At 38.1% G+C, this 18,705-nt stretch carries 18 protein-coding genes; 17 read left to right on the top strand and 1 reads right to left on the bottom strand.

Annotated elements, in window-relative coordinates:
- Positions 1-260 precede the first annotated feature (260 nt).
- Positions 261-701 carry an Lrp/AsnC family transcriptional regulator gene (locus NSQ89_RS19490; RefSeq protein WP_047941989.1) on the bottom strand — a complete coding sequence of 147 codons (441 nt, stop codon included), beginning with the start codon at positions 699-701 and terminating at the stop codon, positions 261-263.
- A 121-nt stretch (positions 702-822) separates the two neighbouring features.
- On the opposite strand from NSQ89_RS19490, the gene NSQ89_RS19485 reads away from it, so the two are divergent.
- The 17 genes from NSQ89_RS19485 (at position 823) to NSQ89_RS19405 (ending at position 18,694) form a co-directional block, all read left to right on the top strand.
- Positions 823-1,239 (top strand): carboxymuconolactone decarboxylase family protein, encoded by a 417-nt coding sequence (locus tag NSQ89_RS19485; protein ID WP_047941990.1) that lies wholly within the window; start codon positions 823-825, stop codon positions 1,237-1,239.
- A 201-nt stretch (positions 1,240-1,440) separates the two neighbouring features.
- Positions 1,441-1,614, top strand: a complete 174-nt coding sequence (locus tag NSQ89_RS19480; RefSeq protein WP_082138312.1) for a YjfB family protein — start codon at positions 1,441-1,443, stop codon at positions 1,612-1,614.
- Between the two features lie 470 nt (positions 1,615-2,084).
- Complete coding sequence (locus NSQ89_RS19475) at positions 2,085-2,843, top strand: IclR family transcriptional regulator (RefSeq protein WP_172865713.1); 759 nt, start codon at positions 2,085-2,087, stop codon at positions 2,841-2,843.
- A 149-nt stretch (positions 2,844-2,992) separates the two neighbouring features.
- Entirely contained in the window at positions 2,993-3,946 is a 954-nt protein-coding gene (locus tag NSQ89_RS19470; protein ID WP_047942156.1) for a sugar kinase, read from the top strand.
- Between the two features lie 21 nt (positions 3,947-3,967).
- On the top strand, positions 3,968-4,606 hold the full coding sequence (locus NSQ89_RS19465) for a bifunctional 4-hydroxy-2-oxoglutarate aldolase/2-dehydro-3-deoxy-phosphogluconate aldolase (protein WP_047941994.1): 639 nt from the start codon (positions 3,968-3,970) through the stop codon (positions 4,604-4,606).
- A gap of 14 nt (positions 4,607-4,620) precedes the next feature.
- A complete protein-coding gene (dgoD, locus tag NSQ89_RS19460; RefSeq protein ID WP_061799348.1) occupies positions 4,621-5,769 on the top strand; it encodes a galactonate dehydratase in 1,149 nt (382 codons plus the stop codon).
- 86 nt (positions 5,770-5,855) lie between these two features.
- Positions 5,856-7,166: an MFS transporter gene (locus NSQ89_RS19455; RefSeq protein ID WP_047941998.1), complete on the top strand. Its 1,311-nt coding sequence runs from the start codon at positions 5,856-5,858 to the stop codon at positions 7,164-7,166.
- A gap of 373 nt (positions 7,167-7,539) precedes the next feature.
- On the top strand, positions 7,540-8,352 hold the full coding sequence (locus NSQ89_RS19450; RefSeq protein WP_047942000.1) for a creatininase family protein: 813 nt from the start codon (positions 7,540-7,542) through the stop codon (positions 8,350-8,352).
- Between the two features lie 26 nt (positions 8,353-8,378).
- Positions 8,379-9,179: an ABC transporter ATP-binding protein gene (locus tag NSQ89_RS19445; protein ID WP_047942002.1), complete on the top strand. Its 801-nt coding sequence runs from the start codon at positions 8,379-8,381 to the stop codon at positions 9,177-9,179.
- Between the two features lie 15 nt (positions 9,180-9,194).
- Positions 9,195-10,532: an FAD-binding oxidoreductase gene (locus tag NSQ89_RS19440; RefSeq protein ID WP_341133071.1), complete on the top strand. Its 1,338-nt coding sequence runs from the start codon at positions 9,195-9,197 to the stop codon at positions 10,530-10,532.
- A 13-nt stretch (positions 10,533-10,545) separates the two neighbouring features.
- Positions 10,546-11,394 carry an ABC transporter permease gene (locus tag NSQ89_RS19435; protein ID WP_123260435.1) on the top strand — a complete coding sequence of 283 codons (849 nt, stop codon included), beginning with the start codon at positions 10,546-10,548 and terminating at the stop codon, positions 11,392-11,394.
- Positions 11,395-11,442: 48 nt separating this feature from the next.
- Complete coding sequence (locus NSQ89_RS19430) at positions 11,443-12,438, top strand: ABC transporter substrate-binding protein (RefSeq protein ID WP_047942006.1); 996 nt, start codon at positions 11,443-11,445, stop codon at positions 12,436-12,438.
- A 1-nt stretch (position 12,439) separates the two neighbouring features.
- Positions 12,440-13,762, top strand: a complete 1,323-nt coding sequence (locus tag NSQ89_RS19425) for an amidohydrolase family protein (protein ID WP_341133070.1) — start codon at positions 12,440-12,442, stop codon at positions 13,760-13,762.
- 21 nt (positions 13,763-13,783) lie between these two features.
- On the top strand, positions 13,784-15,019 hold the full coding sequence (locus NSQ89_RS19420) for an amidohydrolase family protein (RefSeq protein ID WP_341133069.1): 1,236 nt from the start codon (positions 13,784-13,786) through the stop codon (positions 15,017-15,019).
- A gap of 51 nt (positions 15,020-15,070) precedes the next feature.
- Entirely contained in the window at positions 15,071-15,307 is a 237-nt protein-coding gene (locus tag NSQ89_RS19415) for a ferredoxin (protein ID WP_047942012.1), read from the top strand.
- Positions 15,308-15,524: 217 nt separating this feature from the next.
- Positions 15,525-16,412, top strand: a complete 888-nt coding sequence (locus NSQ89_RS19410) for a hypothetical protein (RefSeq protein ID WP_341133068.1) — start codon at positions 15,525-15,527, stop codon at positions 16,410-16,412.
- A 161-nt stretch (positions 16,413-16,573) separates the two neighbouring features.
- Positions 16,574-18,694 carry a BglG family transcription antiterminator gene (locus NSQ89_RS19405; RefSeq protein ID WP_341133067.1) on the top strand — a complete coding sequence of 707 codons (2,121 nt, stop codon included), beginning with the start codon at positions 16,574-16,576 and terminating at the stop codon, positions 18,692-18,694.
- Positions 18,695-18,705 lie beyond the last annotated feature (11 nt).

Genomic DNA, 18,705 nt, shown 5'->3' with positions numbered 1-18,705 from the left:
CTAGCTAGATGGCAGTAGCGATGCTTATTGGAAGCGCTTCCTTAATTTTCTGTTTATACAACGGAAGAAATTCAACTATTGATTAAAAATACTAATAAGAAGAAGGAAGGTCACCATATGGGAGAAACCTTCCTTTTTCTAATCGTGCGGGAATAACGGACAAATCTCCTCAATAACAAGTGCGTTCTTACCGCTCCATATAAAATAAACACTTTTATCCATTTTAAGGGGGTATCTCATTAAACAAAATCTAAATAAAATCAGTCTGAATCAATCTTTAAATTTGTATCCACCTTTGAAAAAATAAAATGTGTTACAGTGTGAGCAAAGGGGTTTATATCTTCAATAAATTGTTCTGCTTTGGCAAATGTATCGAATTGCATTTTTAGCATATAGCAGGCATTTCCAGCAATTCTGTAACAAAACTCTACATTTGGCTGCTCCTCAATATACCTTTTAAAAGAATTATAATCACCATTTTTGACGGTTGCTTCAATAATACATTGAATAGGAAGTCCAAGTTTACTGTAATCCACTTCTAAAGTATACCTTTTGATTATTCCAAATGACTCCATTTGCCTTACGCGTTCTGTTACAGACGGAGAAGATAAATTAATTCTTCTTCCAAGTTCACTCATCGATAATCGACTATTTTGGTTTAATTCATCGATTATTTTCTTATCAATTGAATCTATTTTCATTTTTAATAAAAAACCTCCATATTTGTTAAGTTTGTAAAGTGTATCTATAAAAAATGTATCATTTTTAATGGGAACCTTTTATAATCTCCAGTAAAATTAATTCTACAAGGAGGTAGTAAGGATGGCAAGAATTAATGAATCAAAAAACGGTGAAACACCTTTTCAAAGACTCTTAGGATATAATGTAGATGTCTTAAATGGATGGAATCAATTAGGAGATGTGTTAGAAAAAGATTTGAATCTATCATCCCATCTAAAAGAACAAGTAAGAAGAACATTAGCACAAAGCAATGGGTGTGAATATTGCAAGGCAAAGGGAAAACCTGAATCTCACTTGTTCGATGAAAAAACGTCGATTGCAGTAGGGTTTGCAGAAGCCTTTTTGAAGCAAAAAGGGGACATTTCAGATGCCCAATTCAATATATTGAAAGAATATCTTTCAGAAGCGGAAATCAGTGAGCTTATTGCGTTTATCACCTTTACTACCGCTTCCCAATATTTTGGCGCAATAATGAAATTAGAGCCTATGACAACTTAATAAATTCAGAGAGACGGTTCGGCCGTTTAATTAATGGCAAGAAGATTGGAGATAAATAGAAATAAAGATAGAGAAACATACCGCAAATGGAGATTTTTGCTATAAGCAATTAAGGTATTACCAAGCTCTAAGTAATAGATTGGTAAAAATTTGTTTACAGTTATGTCTGGCAGCCGATAACAAGAAGAGGTGGTGAAAAAAATGGATATTGCTGCATTATCAATAGGAATGAAGCAAGCAAGCTTATCGCAAAATGTCGGCATAGCTTTAACAAAAAAGGCAATGGATACCGCTGAACAGAATAATGATCAATTACTAAAAATGCTAGAAGCCCCACATCCCACACTAGGGAAATCGATTGATCTTTCGGTTTGATTGCTATCCAGCACCAAGCAAGTGAGGACAAGGAAAAAGGACCATTTTTATGGTTCTTTTTTCTTTGTAGGTCAATTGTATCTTTATAACATATCTCTATCTCTTTTCTTTTTCGGAAAAATTTATGACAAGCGCTTAAATGAAAAAATGGATTTTTGATATAAAAAGGACAGGTTCCACGTCCTGGTTTAAGTAAATTTATTAAAAGAAGGAACAATAATATAACGCAAGAAGCTTCTAGTGAGTTGATCCAACTCTCTGAAGCTTCTTTTTTCTGAAAAAAACTATTTTATATGTGGGTTTTATAGATTTGAAATTGCTTTCAAAGGATTTATTTTAGCGATTATTTTTTTGTTAGCGATTCCACAAAACATATTGACACTGCAAATAAGGGGTGATATTATGTATCGGAATTAATCACATATATGATTTTGTATCACATATGTGATATGAAGGAAGGGGAGGATTGGATGTCAGTTAAATCTGCCGAAAGGGTTCTGCGAATTTTTGAACTACTTGCCCATTATCCGGATGGGTTATCAATTAAAGAAATTAGTGAGAAACTTTCATTCCCGCAAAGTAGTACATCTAATCTCGTGGCGACGCTTTTGGAACAGAATTATCTAAGTATAGATGTATTGAAGCGATTTAAATTAGGAGCAAAATTAGTCCATATTGGTACACTTGCTATGGAAAATATGGATATATCTATCCAAGCTAAGCCATATTTGCAAAAATTAATGGAAAATGTTCAAGAGACTGTATTTATGGCAACGCTTGCTGAAAATGAATTAGTCTATGTCCAAAAAATAAACAGCAATCGCTCAATCCGTACGACTGCCCAAACTGGCTATCGTAAACCATTGTATAGCACGGGGTTGGGGAAGACCTTTTTAGCTAATATGTCAGAAGAAGAGAGAAAGCGGATTTTAGACCAGATTGAACTTGTTCCGATTACTGAGAAAACAGTGACAGACAGAGCGGAATTAGAAAAAGAGCTTTATCAGTATTCGATGATTGGATATACGATTGATGATGAAGAAGGAGAAGAAGGATTATATTGTGTGGCGGCACCTGTATTTGGACCAGGACGCAAGCTGGAAGCAGCAATAAGTGTAGCAGGCCCAAGGGAAAGAATGCTTAAACAAAAAGAAGAAGTAGTAGAAAGAGTTCTTTGGACAGCGAAGAAAATTTCGGAAAGTATGGGTTGCATTTTATCCCACACTTAGCAGACAGTAAGACTCAACCGTATGCTTATGAGAATTTGGAGAAGATTGGTTGAGTTTAACTGTCCGTATAGGTTCGAATGGTTCGACTAATCATCAGTGGGGTTGGTCATCTGATGGAAGTTTCACGTTATAAGAAACGAGGTGAAGAGATGGATGTTATTAGTATCGGTGAGACGATGGTTTTATTTACACCCAATACACTCGGCAAAATCCGCTATGCGAATCAGTATACTTCGAGGATTGCCGGTGCTGAGACCAATACTTTGATTGGTTTAGCAAAATTAGGCCATCAGGCTGGGTGGATCAGCCGGCTGGGCCGTGATGAATTTGGTGAGATGATTTTAAATACAGTTCGAGGAGAAGGGGTAGATGTTAGCAAGGTAGTGATTGATGAAACAGCACCAACAGGAATTCTCTTTAAGGAAATCTTGAATCAGGATGCTGTCAATATTTATTACTATCGCAAAGACTCAGCTGCAAGCAGGCTAGAACCAGCTGATTTAGATAGAGACTATATAGCCAATGCGAAATACTTGTATCTATCTGGAATTACACCTGCCCTTAGTCTATCTTGTAGAAAAGTTGTGTTTGAGTCGATTGAAATTGCAAAAGACAACGGATTAAAAATAGTCTTTGACCCCAATATACGCAGAAAGCTTTGGGATGATAAGGAAGCAAGAGAAGTCATTCTGGAGATAGCGGCGAAATCCGATATTGTCTTGCCAGGTATAAGTGAATGTGAATTTTTATTTGGCACGAAGGAATATGGGAGAGCAGTTCAATCCTTCCACGAGATGGGAGTGGAAATAGTAATTATTAAACTTGGAGAGAAGGGTGCCTATTACTCTACTACTGATAGCAAAGGATATATTGATAGTTATCCAGTAAAAACAGTAATTGATCCAGTAGGTGCAGGAGATGGATTTGCTGCAGGCGTCCTGTCTGGGCTGCTTGATAAATTAACCATCAGTGAAGCAGTAAAAAGAGGCTGTGCCATCGGAGCTATGGTTTGTTCTACTAATGGAGATATAGAAGGACTTCCTAGCAAAAGGGAATTAAATCAATTTTTTCAATCCGACTTAACCGATGAAGTGAATAGATAATAGAAGGGAAGCGGTAATAAGATGAGTACACTTCAGAAAATTTTCGATCATAAATTAATTGCCATCATACGAGGGGCTGACCCAGAGGATACATTGAAAATTGTTAAGTCCTTATATGAAGGGGGAATAAGAGTAGTCGAAATTACGATGAATTCGCCGAAAGCGCTAACAGCCATTGAAAGGGCAGTCGACGAATTTGGAGACAGAATGGCGGTAGGTGCTGGTACGGTGTTAGATGCAGAGTCTGCGCGAAGTGCTCTGTTAGCTGGTGCTCAATTTATTTTATCCCCGACTTATAAAGAGGAAACCATCCGGATGACCAAAAGATATGGTGCAGTTAGCATTCCTGCTGCTTTCACCCCAACTGAAATTTTGGAAGCGTACGAGTCTGGAGGGGATATTATAAAAGTTTTTCCAGCCACTGCTGTAGGTCCGAAGTTTATCAAGGATATTCATGGGCCATTGCCGCAAATACCATTGTTACCAACTGGCGGAGTGGATTTAACAAATGTGAAGGAATACTTAGAAGCCGGGGCTGCAGGATTGGGAATTGGTAGTTCGTTAGTAGACACAAAAAAGGAAATAACGGAACAATATTTACAAGAATTAACTGAAAAGTCAAATAAATTTACGTTGTTAGCACAAAATTATTCATTATAAGGAGTGTTTTTTCTATGAAAATAACAGGCTATGAATTATTCACCGTACAACCACGTTGGTTATTCTTGAAAATCGAAACAGATGAAGGAATTGTTGGATGGGGAGAACCAGTAATTGAAGGGAAAGCGGCTACAGTCAAAGGGGCTGTAGAAGAACTAATGACGTATCTAATTGGGAAAGATCCATTAAGAATTGAAGATCACTGGAATGTCATGTATAGAGGAGGCTTTTATAGAGGCGGTCCGATTCTTATGAGTGCTATCGCTGGAATTGATCAAGCACTTTGGGATATAAAAGGAAAATACTATGATGCCCCAGTCTATCAATTATTAGGCGGAGCATGCCGTGACTCTATCAAGGTTTATTCATGGATTGGCGGAGACCGCCCAAGTGATACGGCAAGAGCGGCAAAAGAGTGTGTCGATAAAGGGTTTCAAGCGATAAAGATGAATGCATCGGAAGAAATGCAATACATAGATTCCTATGAAAAGGTGAATAAAGTACTTGAAAACGTTGCAGCTATTCGTGCAGCCGTTGGCAAAAATATCGGGATTGGAATTGACTTTCACGGGCGTGTGCATAAGCCAATGGCAAAAGTGCTAGCTAAAGCATTAGAAGAATTTAATCCAATGTTTATTGAAGAACCAGTATTACCAGAAAATAATGAAGCATTAAGAGAAATTGCATCATTAACGGCTATCCCTATCGCAACAGGCGAACGTATGTTTTCAAGATGGGATTTCAAATCCTTATTAAGCGATGGATATGTTGATATTATCCAGCCAGATTTATCCCATGCAGGTGGAATCACGGAATGCAAAAAAATTATCAGTATGGCTGAAGCTTATGATGTAGCAGCTGCACCACACTGTCCATTAGGGCCGATTGCATTAGCGGCTTGTTTACAAGTAGATGCAACAGCACATAATGCTGTCATTCAAGAACAGAGTCTAGGTATTCATTATAACCAAGGCAGTGATTTACTTGATTACTTAAAGGATCCAACAGTCTTTTCTTACGAAGATGGTTATGTGAAAATTCCGCAAGGACCTGGACTAGGGATTGAGGTTGATGAGGATGTTGTTCGTGAAATGGCGAAAACAGGTCATCAATGGCAAAACCCAGTATGGCGTCATCGTGATGGAAGCGTGGCAGAGTGGTAAGGATGCTGGTTGTACGGCAGGGAGAAACTCCCTGCCGTAGAAAGAAAAGGATTGATAGTGAAAGAGGACGATAGGAGGACTAAGATATGAAGAACAAAGCAACAAAGGTTCGCTATAGTGTTGTATTCATGTTATTTATAACGGTTATTATTAACTATATGGATCGAAGTAATATTTCTATTGCAGCTCCCTTTATTACGGAAGAGCTAGGATTAAGTTCTGTGACAATGGGTCTTATTTTTTCAGCTTTTGGTTGGACGTATTGCTTGCTTCAAATTCCAGGTGGCTGGGTGTTGGATAAACTAGGGAACCGGAATACTCATGCAATTGGGATTGCAGGATTCTCCCTTATGACTTTACTTCAAGGATTTGCAAGCGGTTTCTTAGGACTGTTTATATTACGAGTAGGTTTAGGAGTTTTTGAAGCACCAGCTTTCCCGACAAATAGTAAGGTTGCAGCTAGCTGGTTTCCGGAAAATGAACGTGCAAGAGCAATTTCCATTTACACCTCAGGTCAATTTATTGGACTAGCATTCCTAACACCGACTCTTATTTTCTTCCAACAAACGTTTGGATGGAGAGGCCTGTTTATTGTTACTGGTATTATTGGACTTGTGTGGGCCGTTCTTTGGTTCATTCTTTATCGCGATCCAAGCAAAAGTAAAAAAGTGAACAAGGCCGAACTTGATTACATTCAAGCTGGAGACGGCTTTGTTGATGCAGCTGCTGATAAAGCGGACAAACCGAAAATCGGAAAGAAAGATTTCGCAACGGTCTTAACAAGCAGAAAGCTTTGGGGAATCTATATTGGCCAATTTGCAGTTAGCTCCACCCTATGGTTTTTCTTAACTTGGTTCCCTACCTATTTAGTCGAGTATCGCGGCTTATCCTTTATTAAGACCGGATTTTTAGCATCCTTGCCCTTTATTGCTGCATTTATCGGGGTCCTTTCCGCAGGTTTCCTTTCCGACTTCCTTGTGAAAAAAGGAGTGTCTAGCAATAAAGCAAGAAAAACACCAATAATTGCAGGCTTAATCTTATCTACCTCCATTATCGGAGCCAACTATGTGAATAGTCCAAGCTTAATTGTATTGTTCATGTCTATTGCCTTTTTTGGTAACGGTTTCGCCTCGATCACATGGGTATTCGTTTCTCTATTAGCACCAAAACGACTAATAGGTATTGCCGGCGGCGTCTTTAATTTCATTGGGGGAACAGCCTCTATTATTATTCCAATTGTCATTGGCTTCTTAGTAAAAGGAGGCAGCTTTGCACCAGCTCTTACATTTATTGCCTGCATCGCATTAGTAGGCGCCCTGTCCTATATATTCCTAGTAGGGAAAGTCGAACGGGTACCAGAACGAACAGATAATGACAAAATAATTAACGTCTCTTAAGGAGCAGGGGGATAGTTCCCCTGCTTCCTTTTTTAATTCTTCTATTATTGCTATTTTTTCCTACTCCCCTATCCTCGCTACTTTACCTTTTGCGCCAACTGACGATAAATTTCTAGAACAGAAGGAAGGTATAAAATGAAAAGCACCTTCTTCATTTATAAATTACCCCAATATTCAAATTTGTTCAAAGTATACAAAATATTATGAAAATATCTACGGAACTGCTAATGTATATTTGCAAAGTAACCACTAATATAAATATTATGTTTATGTTAGTAAATATAACATCAGTCGTAATGGTGTGGCATAAAAAGTTGATTTTGGGATGAGGGGTACGAAAATTCATAGGTTTCTTAAAGGGAGATGGGAAAAGATGTTACATGGCAGATATAGCGGTCATGCTTTTGAAAAAAGGTTCTTACCTAGATTGACGTCCAAAGAAATTAAGGAATTAGATAAGGAAAACGCACTTGTTATTTTGCCGATCGGTGCAGTAGAACAGCATGGACCACACTTGCCTGTTTATACAGATACTTTAATAGGCGAAGGGCTGTTAGTGGAAGCATTAAATTTAATCCCAGATGAGGATGTTTGGATTTTACCATCCTTACCATATGGAAAGAGTACAGAGCATTTAGGAATGTCAGGAACAATAACATTGTCAGCAGACACTTTACAGGCTGTCATTCGTGATATTGCGAAAAGTGTAAAGGAAAGTGGGTTTAAAAAATTGCTTCTGTTCAATACGCATGGAGGGAATCATGATCTTCTAAATATGATGGCAAGAGAAGTACGGATTGAAACAGGGATGAATGTCTTTCGACTAAACCCTGATTATTCGGTCCTACATTCCCTTATTTCTGATAAGGAACAAAAGTATGGGATTCATGGAGGCGAGGTCGAAACGTCCATGGTGTTAGCGTTAAAAGAAGCATGGGTGGATATGGAACTTAGTCCAACAGAGTTTGTCCACTTACCTGAAGATACACAGCATTTATATTTGAAAGGAAACAGTTACTTTGCGTGGGTGATGAAGGATATATCGGAAACAGGAATTGCGGGAGATGCTGCTAGTGCGACCATTGAAAAAGGGGAACAGATTCTCCAATTAGTTAGTGAAAGCTTTGCCGGTGCTATTAAGGAAATGATTCATTTCGATCTTCGTACAGTCAAAAGCATAATATAATTCGAAAACTCAGGAGGAGGTTCTGTATGCAAAATACCAATGTGATGGAAGGACAAAAGCTGCATCCTTTAAATGAAACGATTGTTCATCTCCAAAATGTTAATAAGATTTATCCAAATGGGAAAACAGCCGTTCAAAATGTCAGTCTCGATATTGAACAGGGAGAGTTTGTATCCTTTGTTGGTCCATCAGGCTGTGGAAAATCAACGATTTTTAAGATGATTTCCGGGTTGATTGAACATACAGATGGAGAACTAACGATTCTAGGGAAGAGCCCTCGTCAAGCTCAAAAACAGAGCACAGATGTATCCTTCGTTTTTCAAGATGCTACCTTATTACCTTGGAGAAATGTAATGGACAATATTTTGCTTCCACTCGAATTCCAGCAAATCCCTAAAAAGCGAAAAGAGGAAATGGCAGAAAAAGTGTTGGAATTAGTAGGATTAAAGGATTTCCGCAAAGCTTTGCCAAGGGAATTATCTGGCGGCATGAAAATGAGGGTATCGATTGCCAGGGCGCTTGTGGCGAAACCAAAATTACTATTAATGGATGAGCCCTTTGGCGCATTAGATGAGATAACGAGACAAAACTTGCAAGCAGAGTTATTAAAAATATGGGAAAAGGAAAAAATGACCGTTCTATTCATTACCCATAATGTATTTGAAGCCGTATATTTATCAACGAAAATTGCCGTAATGACCCCTAGTCCAGGAAAGATAGAAAATACAGTCGAAGTGGACTTACCCTTTCCGAGAAATGCTGAATTAAGAACTTCCCATCATTTTAGTGATATAGCAGCAAAGGTTTCTCATTATTTACAATTTTAATAGGTGGTGATTTTTATGTGGTTAGATAAATTAATAGAGTTAGTGGGAGAAGAGAAGGTCATTGTAAGTGATAACTTAAGAGAACGATTGTCTAAGGATTATTACTGGTATTCGCCCGTACTATTCGAAGAATTAAAAGATAAAGTAGCTGATTGTGTAGTAAAACCGACATCGATAGAAGAGATACAAGGGTTGGTAACTTTTGCAGTCGAAAATAAAGTACCTGTAACGATTAGGGGAGCAGGAACAGGTAACTATGGACAGGCAATTCCTTTAAAAGGTGGAATTGTGCTTGATTTAACGAAAATGGATAAATTACTAGATTTAAAAGAAGATACCGTCAAAGTACAGGCGGGAATGCGTCTTGGCACATTAGAAAAAAAATTACGAAAACAAGGAAAAGAACTAAGGATTTATCCAAGCACTTTTATGACTGCGACAGTAGGTGGTTTCTTGTGCGGAGGTTCAGGTGGAATTGGTTCCATTCGGTGGGGTAATTTATGGGATGGCAATATTCTAGGTGTGACGGTGATGACTTTTGAAGGCGAGCCGAGAATCTTTGAGGTAGTAGGAGAGGAAATAGAAGATTATATACATAATTACGGGACAACCGGAATTGTGTTAGAAGCTATTTTACCAGTGGAGGAGAAGCAAGAGTGGACCCAGCACATCATTTCCTTCCCTACCTTTAAAGAAGCGGTGAAATTTGGGGATGAGTTAGCCCATAAGGAAGAGATAATAAAACGTCTCGTATCTGTGTGTGAATGGCCGATTCCTTCTCACTTTCATTCATTAAAAGACGTTCTTCATGAGGAGAAATCTATTACGATGCTAGAAATAGAGGAGTCCTGTTTGGATGCATTACAAAGCTTAGTAGATAAATATAAAGGAAGTACAGATTTAATGATACCTGCTAACAACTATCATAAAGGTTTAAAGGTATCTGATTTTACATGGAATCATGCAACCCTTTGGGCTCATAAACATGGTGAGAATATGACATACCTTCAAGCTAGATTTAAGGTTGATCGTATTTTTGAACAGATGGATACATTGAGGGCAGAATTTGGAGAGGAGATTCAATTTCACTTTGAGTATATCAAGATAAAAGGAAAAATTACTCCTGCCTCCTTACCAGTCATACTCTATCAGTCAAAAGAAAGATTATATGAAATTATTGATTTCTGCCGAACGATAGAAGTGGAGATTAATGATCCACATACGTACTTACTTGGATTTGGCGGTTATAATCTGAAAATGGAAAAAATCTTAATGAAGAAACGAGAAAATGATCCTTTCGATTTACTAAATCCAGGTAAGATTTCGGTGAAACAAGAATCAGAGATAATTTAAAAGGAGGGATATTATGGAACAAGCATCACAAAAGGTTACGGAAGTGCAGATAATAGGAATAAAAACGGATAAAAAATGGACGAAAGCGTTTAGCGTTTGGATTCCCCCTTTGATTGTATTTGTATTGTTTATGCTCCTTTGGCAATACGGTACTGTGCTATTTCAAATACCACCCTATCTATTGCCGAAACCAACAGATATTCTTCAAGCATCACTAGAGAACTGGGAGAACTTGCGAAATGCAGTGACTAAAACGATTACTGCTTCTATCATTGGATTTATTTTTAGTGTGATTGGGGGAGTCATTGCAGCAATATTAATGGCTAGTTCGAAAATGCTGGAAAGAAGCTTGTATCCTTACGCCATTCTTCTCCAGACGATTCCGATTGTCGCGATTGCCCCGATCATTGTTATCTGGTTCGGATCTGGAACAAATGCGATTGTCATTATTGCCTTTACGATTGGATTTTTTCCAATGCTGTCGAATACCTTAGTGGGTTTAAATGCAACGGATCGAGGAATGATTAATCTACTAACCTTGTACCAAGCGTCTAAATGGAAAATTATGTGGAAGGTCCGCATTCCTTTTGCCCTCCCTTATATTATGGCAGGGCTGAAAATCTCCTGTACCCTTGCTGTGGTTGGTGCCATTGTCGGGGAGTATATTGCAGGCATTGGCGGTGGAGACGGTGGGTTAGGCTATGCGATTACCGTTGCCTCTAGTCGCATGGAAACAGCCTACTTATTTGCCTGTGGAATTTCTGCGAGTATTTTAGGGATTGTCTTTTTCCTGTTGGTCAATCTATTGTCAAAATGGGTTTTAGGATCCTGGCATGAATCAGAAATGAAACGAGACAATTAATAGGCATGTGCTTTTTTACTAGATAATCGTAAAGGGGGAAATTAGTGAATGAGGAAAATAAAATCATACAAAAAAATTGGTGTGTTCGTCACTGCTATGTCTATGTTGCTGCTTACGGCCTGTGGAGATGCGAAGGAATCAGGCGGAAGCTCTAAGGATGGAGAATTAACGAAAGCTAAATTAGTTACAAATTGGTTTGCTCAGCCGGAGCATGGTGGGAACTATGCCGCCTTAAAACAGGATTTCTATAAAGAAGAAGGACTTGATATGACGATTGAGCCAGGCGGTCCGCAAATTTCGTCTACACAAATAGTTGCTTCTGGTAAAGCCCAATTTGGTTATACGCAAGCAGAGGACGTTCTAATCGCCAGAGATAAAGGAATACCTTTAGTAGCAATTGGAGCAATTTTTCAAAAAAGTCCTCAAGTATTAATAGGGCATGAAGGTGCATTAAAGGATTTCAAGGATTTAGATGGTAAAACAGTATACACAGCACCAGGCAGTGGCTATTGGGAGTATATTAAGAAGGCAAATGACTTAGAAGTGAAGGATATGGCTTATACCGGATCATTGGCAACATTTATTGATGACCCTAATGCCGTCACGCAAGGGTATGTTACTTCGGAGCCTTATGTTTTAGAGCAGGATGGAGTAAAAACAGACTACTTATTTATTCATGACTCTGGTTTTGAAACATATGCCAATGTTATTTTCACGACAGAGGATGTTATTAAAGATAATCCTGAATTGGTTCAATCCTTTATGAAAGCAACGGTAAAAGGCTGGGAATATTACCGTGACCATTCAGACGAGATTAATCCTTTTTTAAAGGAGAAAAATCCTGATTTATCCATGGAATTAATGGATTACGGAGCGAAAGCAGAAGAAGAGTTGATTTTCGGCGGGGATGCAAAAGAGCATGGATTTGGTTATATGTCTGATGAACGCTGGACAATGCTCCAAGATGAGCTGCTGGATCTTGGCATTATTAAAAAGAAAGAAGATGTTTCAAAAATATTTACGAATGATTATTTAGGTGAATAAGATGAAGGATATTCAATTGATCAATGTTTCTTTGCCATTGCTGAATACGGAAAAGCTTTATACCATTGTGATTCAAAACGGCATGTATACAAAAGTAGAACCACAAACCCAAAAGAGAAATGGGAATTTTTCCGTATTTAAAGACATTTGGAGCAGTAAGGAAGATTATCAACCAATAATAGATATGGGGGGAAGAATTCTTCTTCCCTCTTTTATTGATATCCATACCCATCTTGATAAAGCATTCTCTTTAGAAACGGTGCCGAATAAGTCAGGGACGCTAATCGAAGCAATTAGAAATTATAGCGAAAAAGCTGCCTCTTTTTCCAAAAACGAAATAAAACGGCGAGTAATGAAAGGAGCACTTCAAGCACTCTCACATGGCACCACTCATATACGAACCCATGTTAACTTTGAATGGAATGTATCGAATGAGTTGGCATTAAGCCATCTGCAAGCGGTACTAGAGGCAAGGGATTTGTTGAAGCCCTATGTAACTATACAGGTTGTTCCGATGTTCTCGGATTTGTCGGTGAAGTCGGAAAGAGAAAAAGATGTATTGAAAGAAGCGATTTCCTATGGGATAGATGGAATAGGCGGAGCACCACATTTATCACCGAACGCAACGAAAGATATCGATCAGCTGTTTGAACTAGCCGCTAAATATGATAAGTTCGTTGATTTGCATGTGGATGAACAGGATAATCCGGAAATTTGTACGATTGAAAGAATTATTGATAATACGAAGAAATGGGATTTTCAAGGAAGAGTAACGGCGGGGCATTTATGCTCTCTATCTGCTATGACTGAAGAAAAGTCCGATCGCATTATAGAAGAAATGGCTCTTCAACATATCTACGCTGTCACTTTGCCTGGTGCCAATATGTATTTGCAAGGCAGAGGAGATAAGGGAATCGTTCGAAGAGGAATAACGAGAGTACGTGAAATGCTGCAGAAAAAGGTCGGATTAGCAACAGCCTCCGATAATGTAAGTGATCCATTTCATCCCTTTGGTCGATTTGATTTATTACAAATAGGATTGCTTACTGCTTATACAGCACATTTGGCGAGTGAAGAGGAGCTGATAGCTGTTTTAAATATGATAACTCAAACTCCAGCTGCTATTTTTGGGAAAAAAGCCCATGGAATGAAAGAAGGAGGGGTAGCTGAGTTTGTGTTATTCGATGCTACAAATATATATGATCTTTTTGCGAATCTATCTCCCGCGCGGTATGTATACAAAGATGGTGATTGGATTAGCAGCTCCCAATTCGAGCATCGATTCGGCGAAGGCAGTTTAAGTAGATTAGTAGAGATGGGATAAACAGATGAATGGAGTGAGAAGATGTTTGATCTAGTTTTAAAGAATGCTCAGCTTCCTTTTAAGGGAAATCCTACTAATATAGGTATAAAGGATGGGAAAATCCACTCCATTTCATCAAGCAATTTAATGGGGAATGAGGAAATGGATTTAGAAGGAAATGTATTACTGCCTCCTTTTGTGGAGATGCACACGCATTTAGATACGGTGCTGACAGCAGGGGAACCTTGGTTTAATCAATCTGGTACATTGGGAGAAGCAATTGATATTTGGTCTGTCAGAAAGCAATCGCTGACTAAAGAAGATGTGAAAAATAGAGCATTCAAAGCCCTTAAAATGTTGATGGAATATGGCGTGCTATATGTGAGAGCAGCAGTTGATATTTCCGATTCTGACTTAACAGCTTTGCATGCCATCATGGAATTAAGAGAAGAGCTGAAGTCATTCCTTTCTCTTCAAATAATCGCTTTCCCGCAAAATGGAATTATTTCTTGTCCGGAAAATCAAGAGCGGTTAGAAAAAGCAATATTACTAGGAGCTGATGCAGTTAGTGCAGTTCCGCACTTGGAAAATACGAGAGAGGAAGGAATTCAATCATTGGAATTCGCTTTTTCTCTAGCCAAAAAATATGAAAAAGAAATTCATATTTTTTGTGATGAAGTCGATGATGAACATTCTCGTTTCCTTGAAGTTGTCGCAAGCCTGACAATGCAGGAGAAAATGGAGGGAAAGGTAACCGCTAGCCACGCTAATGCCATGCTTTATTATTCAGATGCATATGCCAACAAAATCATGTCATTAGTGAAAAAGGCTCAAGTTACAATTGTCTGCTGCCCATTAGTTAACACTACGATGCAAGGGAGAGCAGATGCTCATCCAAAGGGGAGAGGTATTACACGTTTGAAAGAGTTAGCGGAACAGGGTGTAAATGTATGCATTGCCCATGATGATATCCAAACTCCTTTTTACCCATTCGGAAATGGTAATATCCTTCAAGCGGCTCACATGGCTCTTCATTTAGCACATATGACTGGAAGAGAGGAGCTGAAGCATATAGTGAACATGATTACGGTTAATGGAGCACGAGCTTACTCTATAAAGGATAAGTATGGGATTGAAGTAGGAAAAGAAGCGAATTTTGTCTGCTTTTCAGTAAAAGATGTATATGAGATTTTCTTTAAGCAACCAAAATGTAGGTATTTATTTAGGAAAGGAGCGTTAGTGGTAGAGACTGTGCCGGAGAGAACTAGCTGGAAATGAAAAGATTAGGAGAGGAAGCTCGAGCTAGAAATGGAGGGAAGGGGGATAAGAATGGCTAAATATGTAATGGTTGATAAGGATACATGTATTGCGTGCGGAGCATGTGGAGCAGCGGCCCCAGAGATTTTTGATTACGATGAGGAAGGATTATCAGAGGTGATGATAGATCATAATACAGGAACAGTAGCGTTAGCAGATGAATTATATGATGATTTATTCGATGCACTTGATGGGTGTCCGACTGGGTCTATTTTGGTAGAGAATTGTCCGTTTGGTGAGGAGAGTTGAAGTTTGTTAATGTGTTTACAGTTTTTTGGGGAAGAGAAGAGTGGATAGAGTCTATTTTGAGAAAAAGATAAAGGCATCCCCGTCTAAATTAGATGGGGATAAATTTTACCTGTAAAGCAACTTAATTAGTGAATGTCGTTGTTTTTATTTAATTAATACGGTATAAATATAGTAACTACATAGAGTTTCTATATATTTATAGAAAAGAGATGATACAATGACAAAAACAAAATGGCTCCTGGCTTTACTAGCCGTAATGGATATAGTACTACTCATCATGCACTTTTCAGGCTATTATTTTATCTTCCTGCTGCCAACTGGTTATATCCTTCCACTTATCCTTAACATTTTGATTTTATCTATTATGGGATTTCGTTCTGCTCGCATTCGTTCCTTTTGGGTGATAATTGGTTTAATGCTCAGTATTCCTATTTTGCTTTTACACGCGCTCATGGTTTCTCTTTTGGAAAATAATTATACGACCATTGATTCTCCGGATAACAGGCAGTCGTTAGTGATTGAACATCGGAATTTTACCCTTGGTGAAACCACTTATTATTATGAATTCTACAAAACAAAGTTCGGAATTATCGGCAAGCATCTTGACGGCCAACCCATTAGAGTAATGGTTCGTTCTTCCGATATGGGTGATGGGGGAGATGAAAGTGCCATAGGGTGGGAAAACGCCCAATGGATTACAAAGGATGTGGTTCGTTTTCCAACGCTAGAGGGAGAAAAGGATGTGTATTTAAATCCCACTTCTACTCATAATAATGCTATCCAAAATAAGAAGGAAGAAAACCAATCCTTTTCGTCAGAAATGACGGAAAGGATTGACATTTTTATGAAAATGGCGGAGAAGAAAGAGGATGGGCAAGCGATAGAGATTAATGGTAATCGCTTAGAGGTTCGTTATGATAAATCAGCGAATGAAAGCTGGATAGAAGTTGAAAACGACAAGGAGTCAGGAACGATTCCAAGACAGCAATGTTCCCGGATAGTGAGGAATGAAGAGAACGGCTATTATATGCTGGAGGAATGTACACATAGATGGGAATATCGGTTGTATCCCTTGGGGAACGGGGAAGAGCGTATATACAGATAATAATATTTGTTTTCGGATCATGCTGATTAACGAGTACGATTTTGCACAAAAGCTGTTGATTATAATCGGTCTTTCCATATAGACAGATAGGGGGTAGAATCAAGCTAAGCAATTGCCCTTTATCTTTTTGCACATTACTTAAGTGCGAGGAGGAATATGACATGTCATTAGATAAACGCAGTACTGCGATATTAATGCAACTCATCCATGCAGACTCATATATGTCTGTGGAAGAATTAACAGAGAAATTAAATGTTTCCCGCCGAACCATCTATTATGATATAGAGAAAATCAATGACTGGCTCGATAGCCTTGGAATCGACAAGGTGGAAAAAGTGCGGAGTGCGGGATTTATTCTTCCAGATAAAGTGAAAAAGCTTATTCCAACCAACATACAGAAAGTCCAAGCCTGGCATTATGAATACTCACAAGATGAACGCAAGGCATGGATTGCTATTTATATCTTAATGGGCGGAAAACGATATTTTCTGGAAGACCTAATGGAAAAAACTAGAGTTAGTAGAACGACTACTATTGAAGATATTAAATCTTTAAAAATGGATATTTGCTCTTTTCATCTTCATTTGGATTTTGAACGGAAGCAAGGATACACCATATCAGGGGATGAAACGGAAGTTCGGAGAGCAATTGGGTATTATTTATCGATTGCCATCCCCGTCCAAAATCAGCATTCATTAGTAGCTGCTCTGCAAATTCAACTTAGCGACGCCAAAAACAGTGAGCAACTTTTAGCATTGCTGAAACAAGTTTATCATTTACTGTTTCAAAGCGAAAAAGAATTAAATATTAAGTTTACCGATAATATGCTTTACAGCTTAAGTTTGCGATTTATGCTATTTAGCATGAGAATAACGCAAGCAAAATATATAAAAATGGATGTAGTGGAAAAGGAAGTATTACGGAACACGAAAGCATTTTTGGTTGCAAAACAAATTTGCAGGGAACTCGAACGTATATTTCAAACAACCTTTCCTGAAGATGAACAGATTTATTTAACTACTTACTTATTAGGGGCGCGTGTTAATTACTCGGAAGAAGATTTAAATGACAATATCCTTTCAGAAGAGTTAATGAAGATTGCCAAAATAATGACGAATCAATTTCAAATCCTTGCTTGTACCTTATTTGATGATCAGGAAACCCTGGTGAAAAATCTCGTTCTCCATTTAAAACCTGCTTTTTATCGGGTCAAATATGGACTTGATGTCGAAAAAAATATTGTTGACGCTGTTAAATCCCAATTTGAAGAGGTATACTTCCTCACGCAGAGGGTGATTGAGCCCTTCGAAAAGCTGATTGGAAAGCAGCTGCCAGAAAATGAAATCGCTTATATTTCTTTTCACTTTGGAGGGTGCTTAAGGAGAGCTGGGACAACATTAATTACTAGGAAAAAAGCATTAGTCGTGTGTGCAAATGGGATTGGCACCTCTCAAATATTAAAACAGCAATTAGAAGGGTTATTCTCAACAATTGATATTACTGATTCTATTTCCGTTAGAGATTATGAGAAGAAGAACTATCATGTTGATCTTGTCTTTTCCACAACAGCGATTCAGAAAAAGGATACACCAGTTTTTATCGTTAGTCCTATTCTATCGGATGCTGAAAAGGAAAGTTTATTAAAAAAGGTAAACGCTATCTTTAATAGCACGCAAAAGCAGCATCTTGCCACAAATCGAATTATCGATGTGGTGGAACGATATGCAACGATACATCAAAAAGACGAGTTGATGAAGGAATTAAGACAATATTTAAATAGTCCAGAAATGACAATAACCGAAGCCTATAAACCAAACTTACTTGATATTTTAAAAGAAGAACATATCCAGACAACTTTAAATGTTCCAAATTGGAAATCAGCTATTAAATTAGCGGCTCGCTCCCTGATAGAAGGTGAATATATTACGGAAGCATACCGAGATGCGATGATTTCAAAAATTGAAAAGTATGGACCTTATATTGTTATTTCACCGAAGGTAGCGATTCCTCATGCTAAACCAGAAGATGGCGTCAAGAAACTAGGCATCAGTCTATTGAAACTTGAAGAAGCCGTTTCATTTTCAAATGATGAAAAGCATGATGTTTCCTTAATCATTACATTAGCTCCTTTGGATCAAGAATCACATCTCAGGGCTTTATCCCAATTAACAGGATTATTTTCCAAAAAAGACACAGTGAACAGATTAATCAAACTTCAAACAGCACAGGATATCTATCAATATATGAAACAATCCTTAATTGATCAGCAATTGGTTAACTAACATGGAGGTGT

Source organism: Niallia sp. FSL R7-0648 (assembly GCF_038007005.1).
GTDB lineage: Bacteria > Bacillota > Bacilli > Bacillales > Cytobacillaceae > Niallia > Niallia circulans.
Note: the sequence above shows the minus strand (reverse complement) of the source record. Positions and strands in the feature narration are given on the sequence as shown.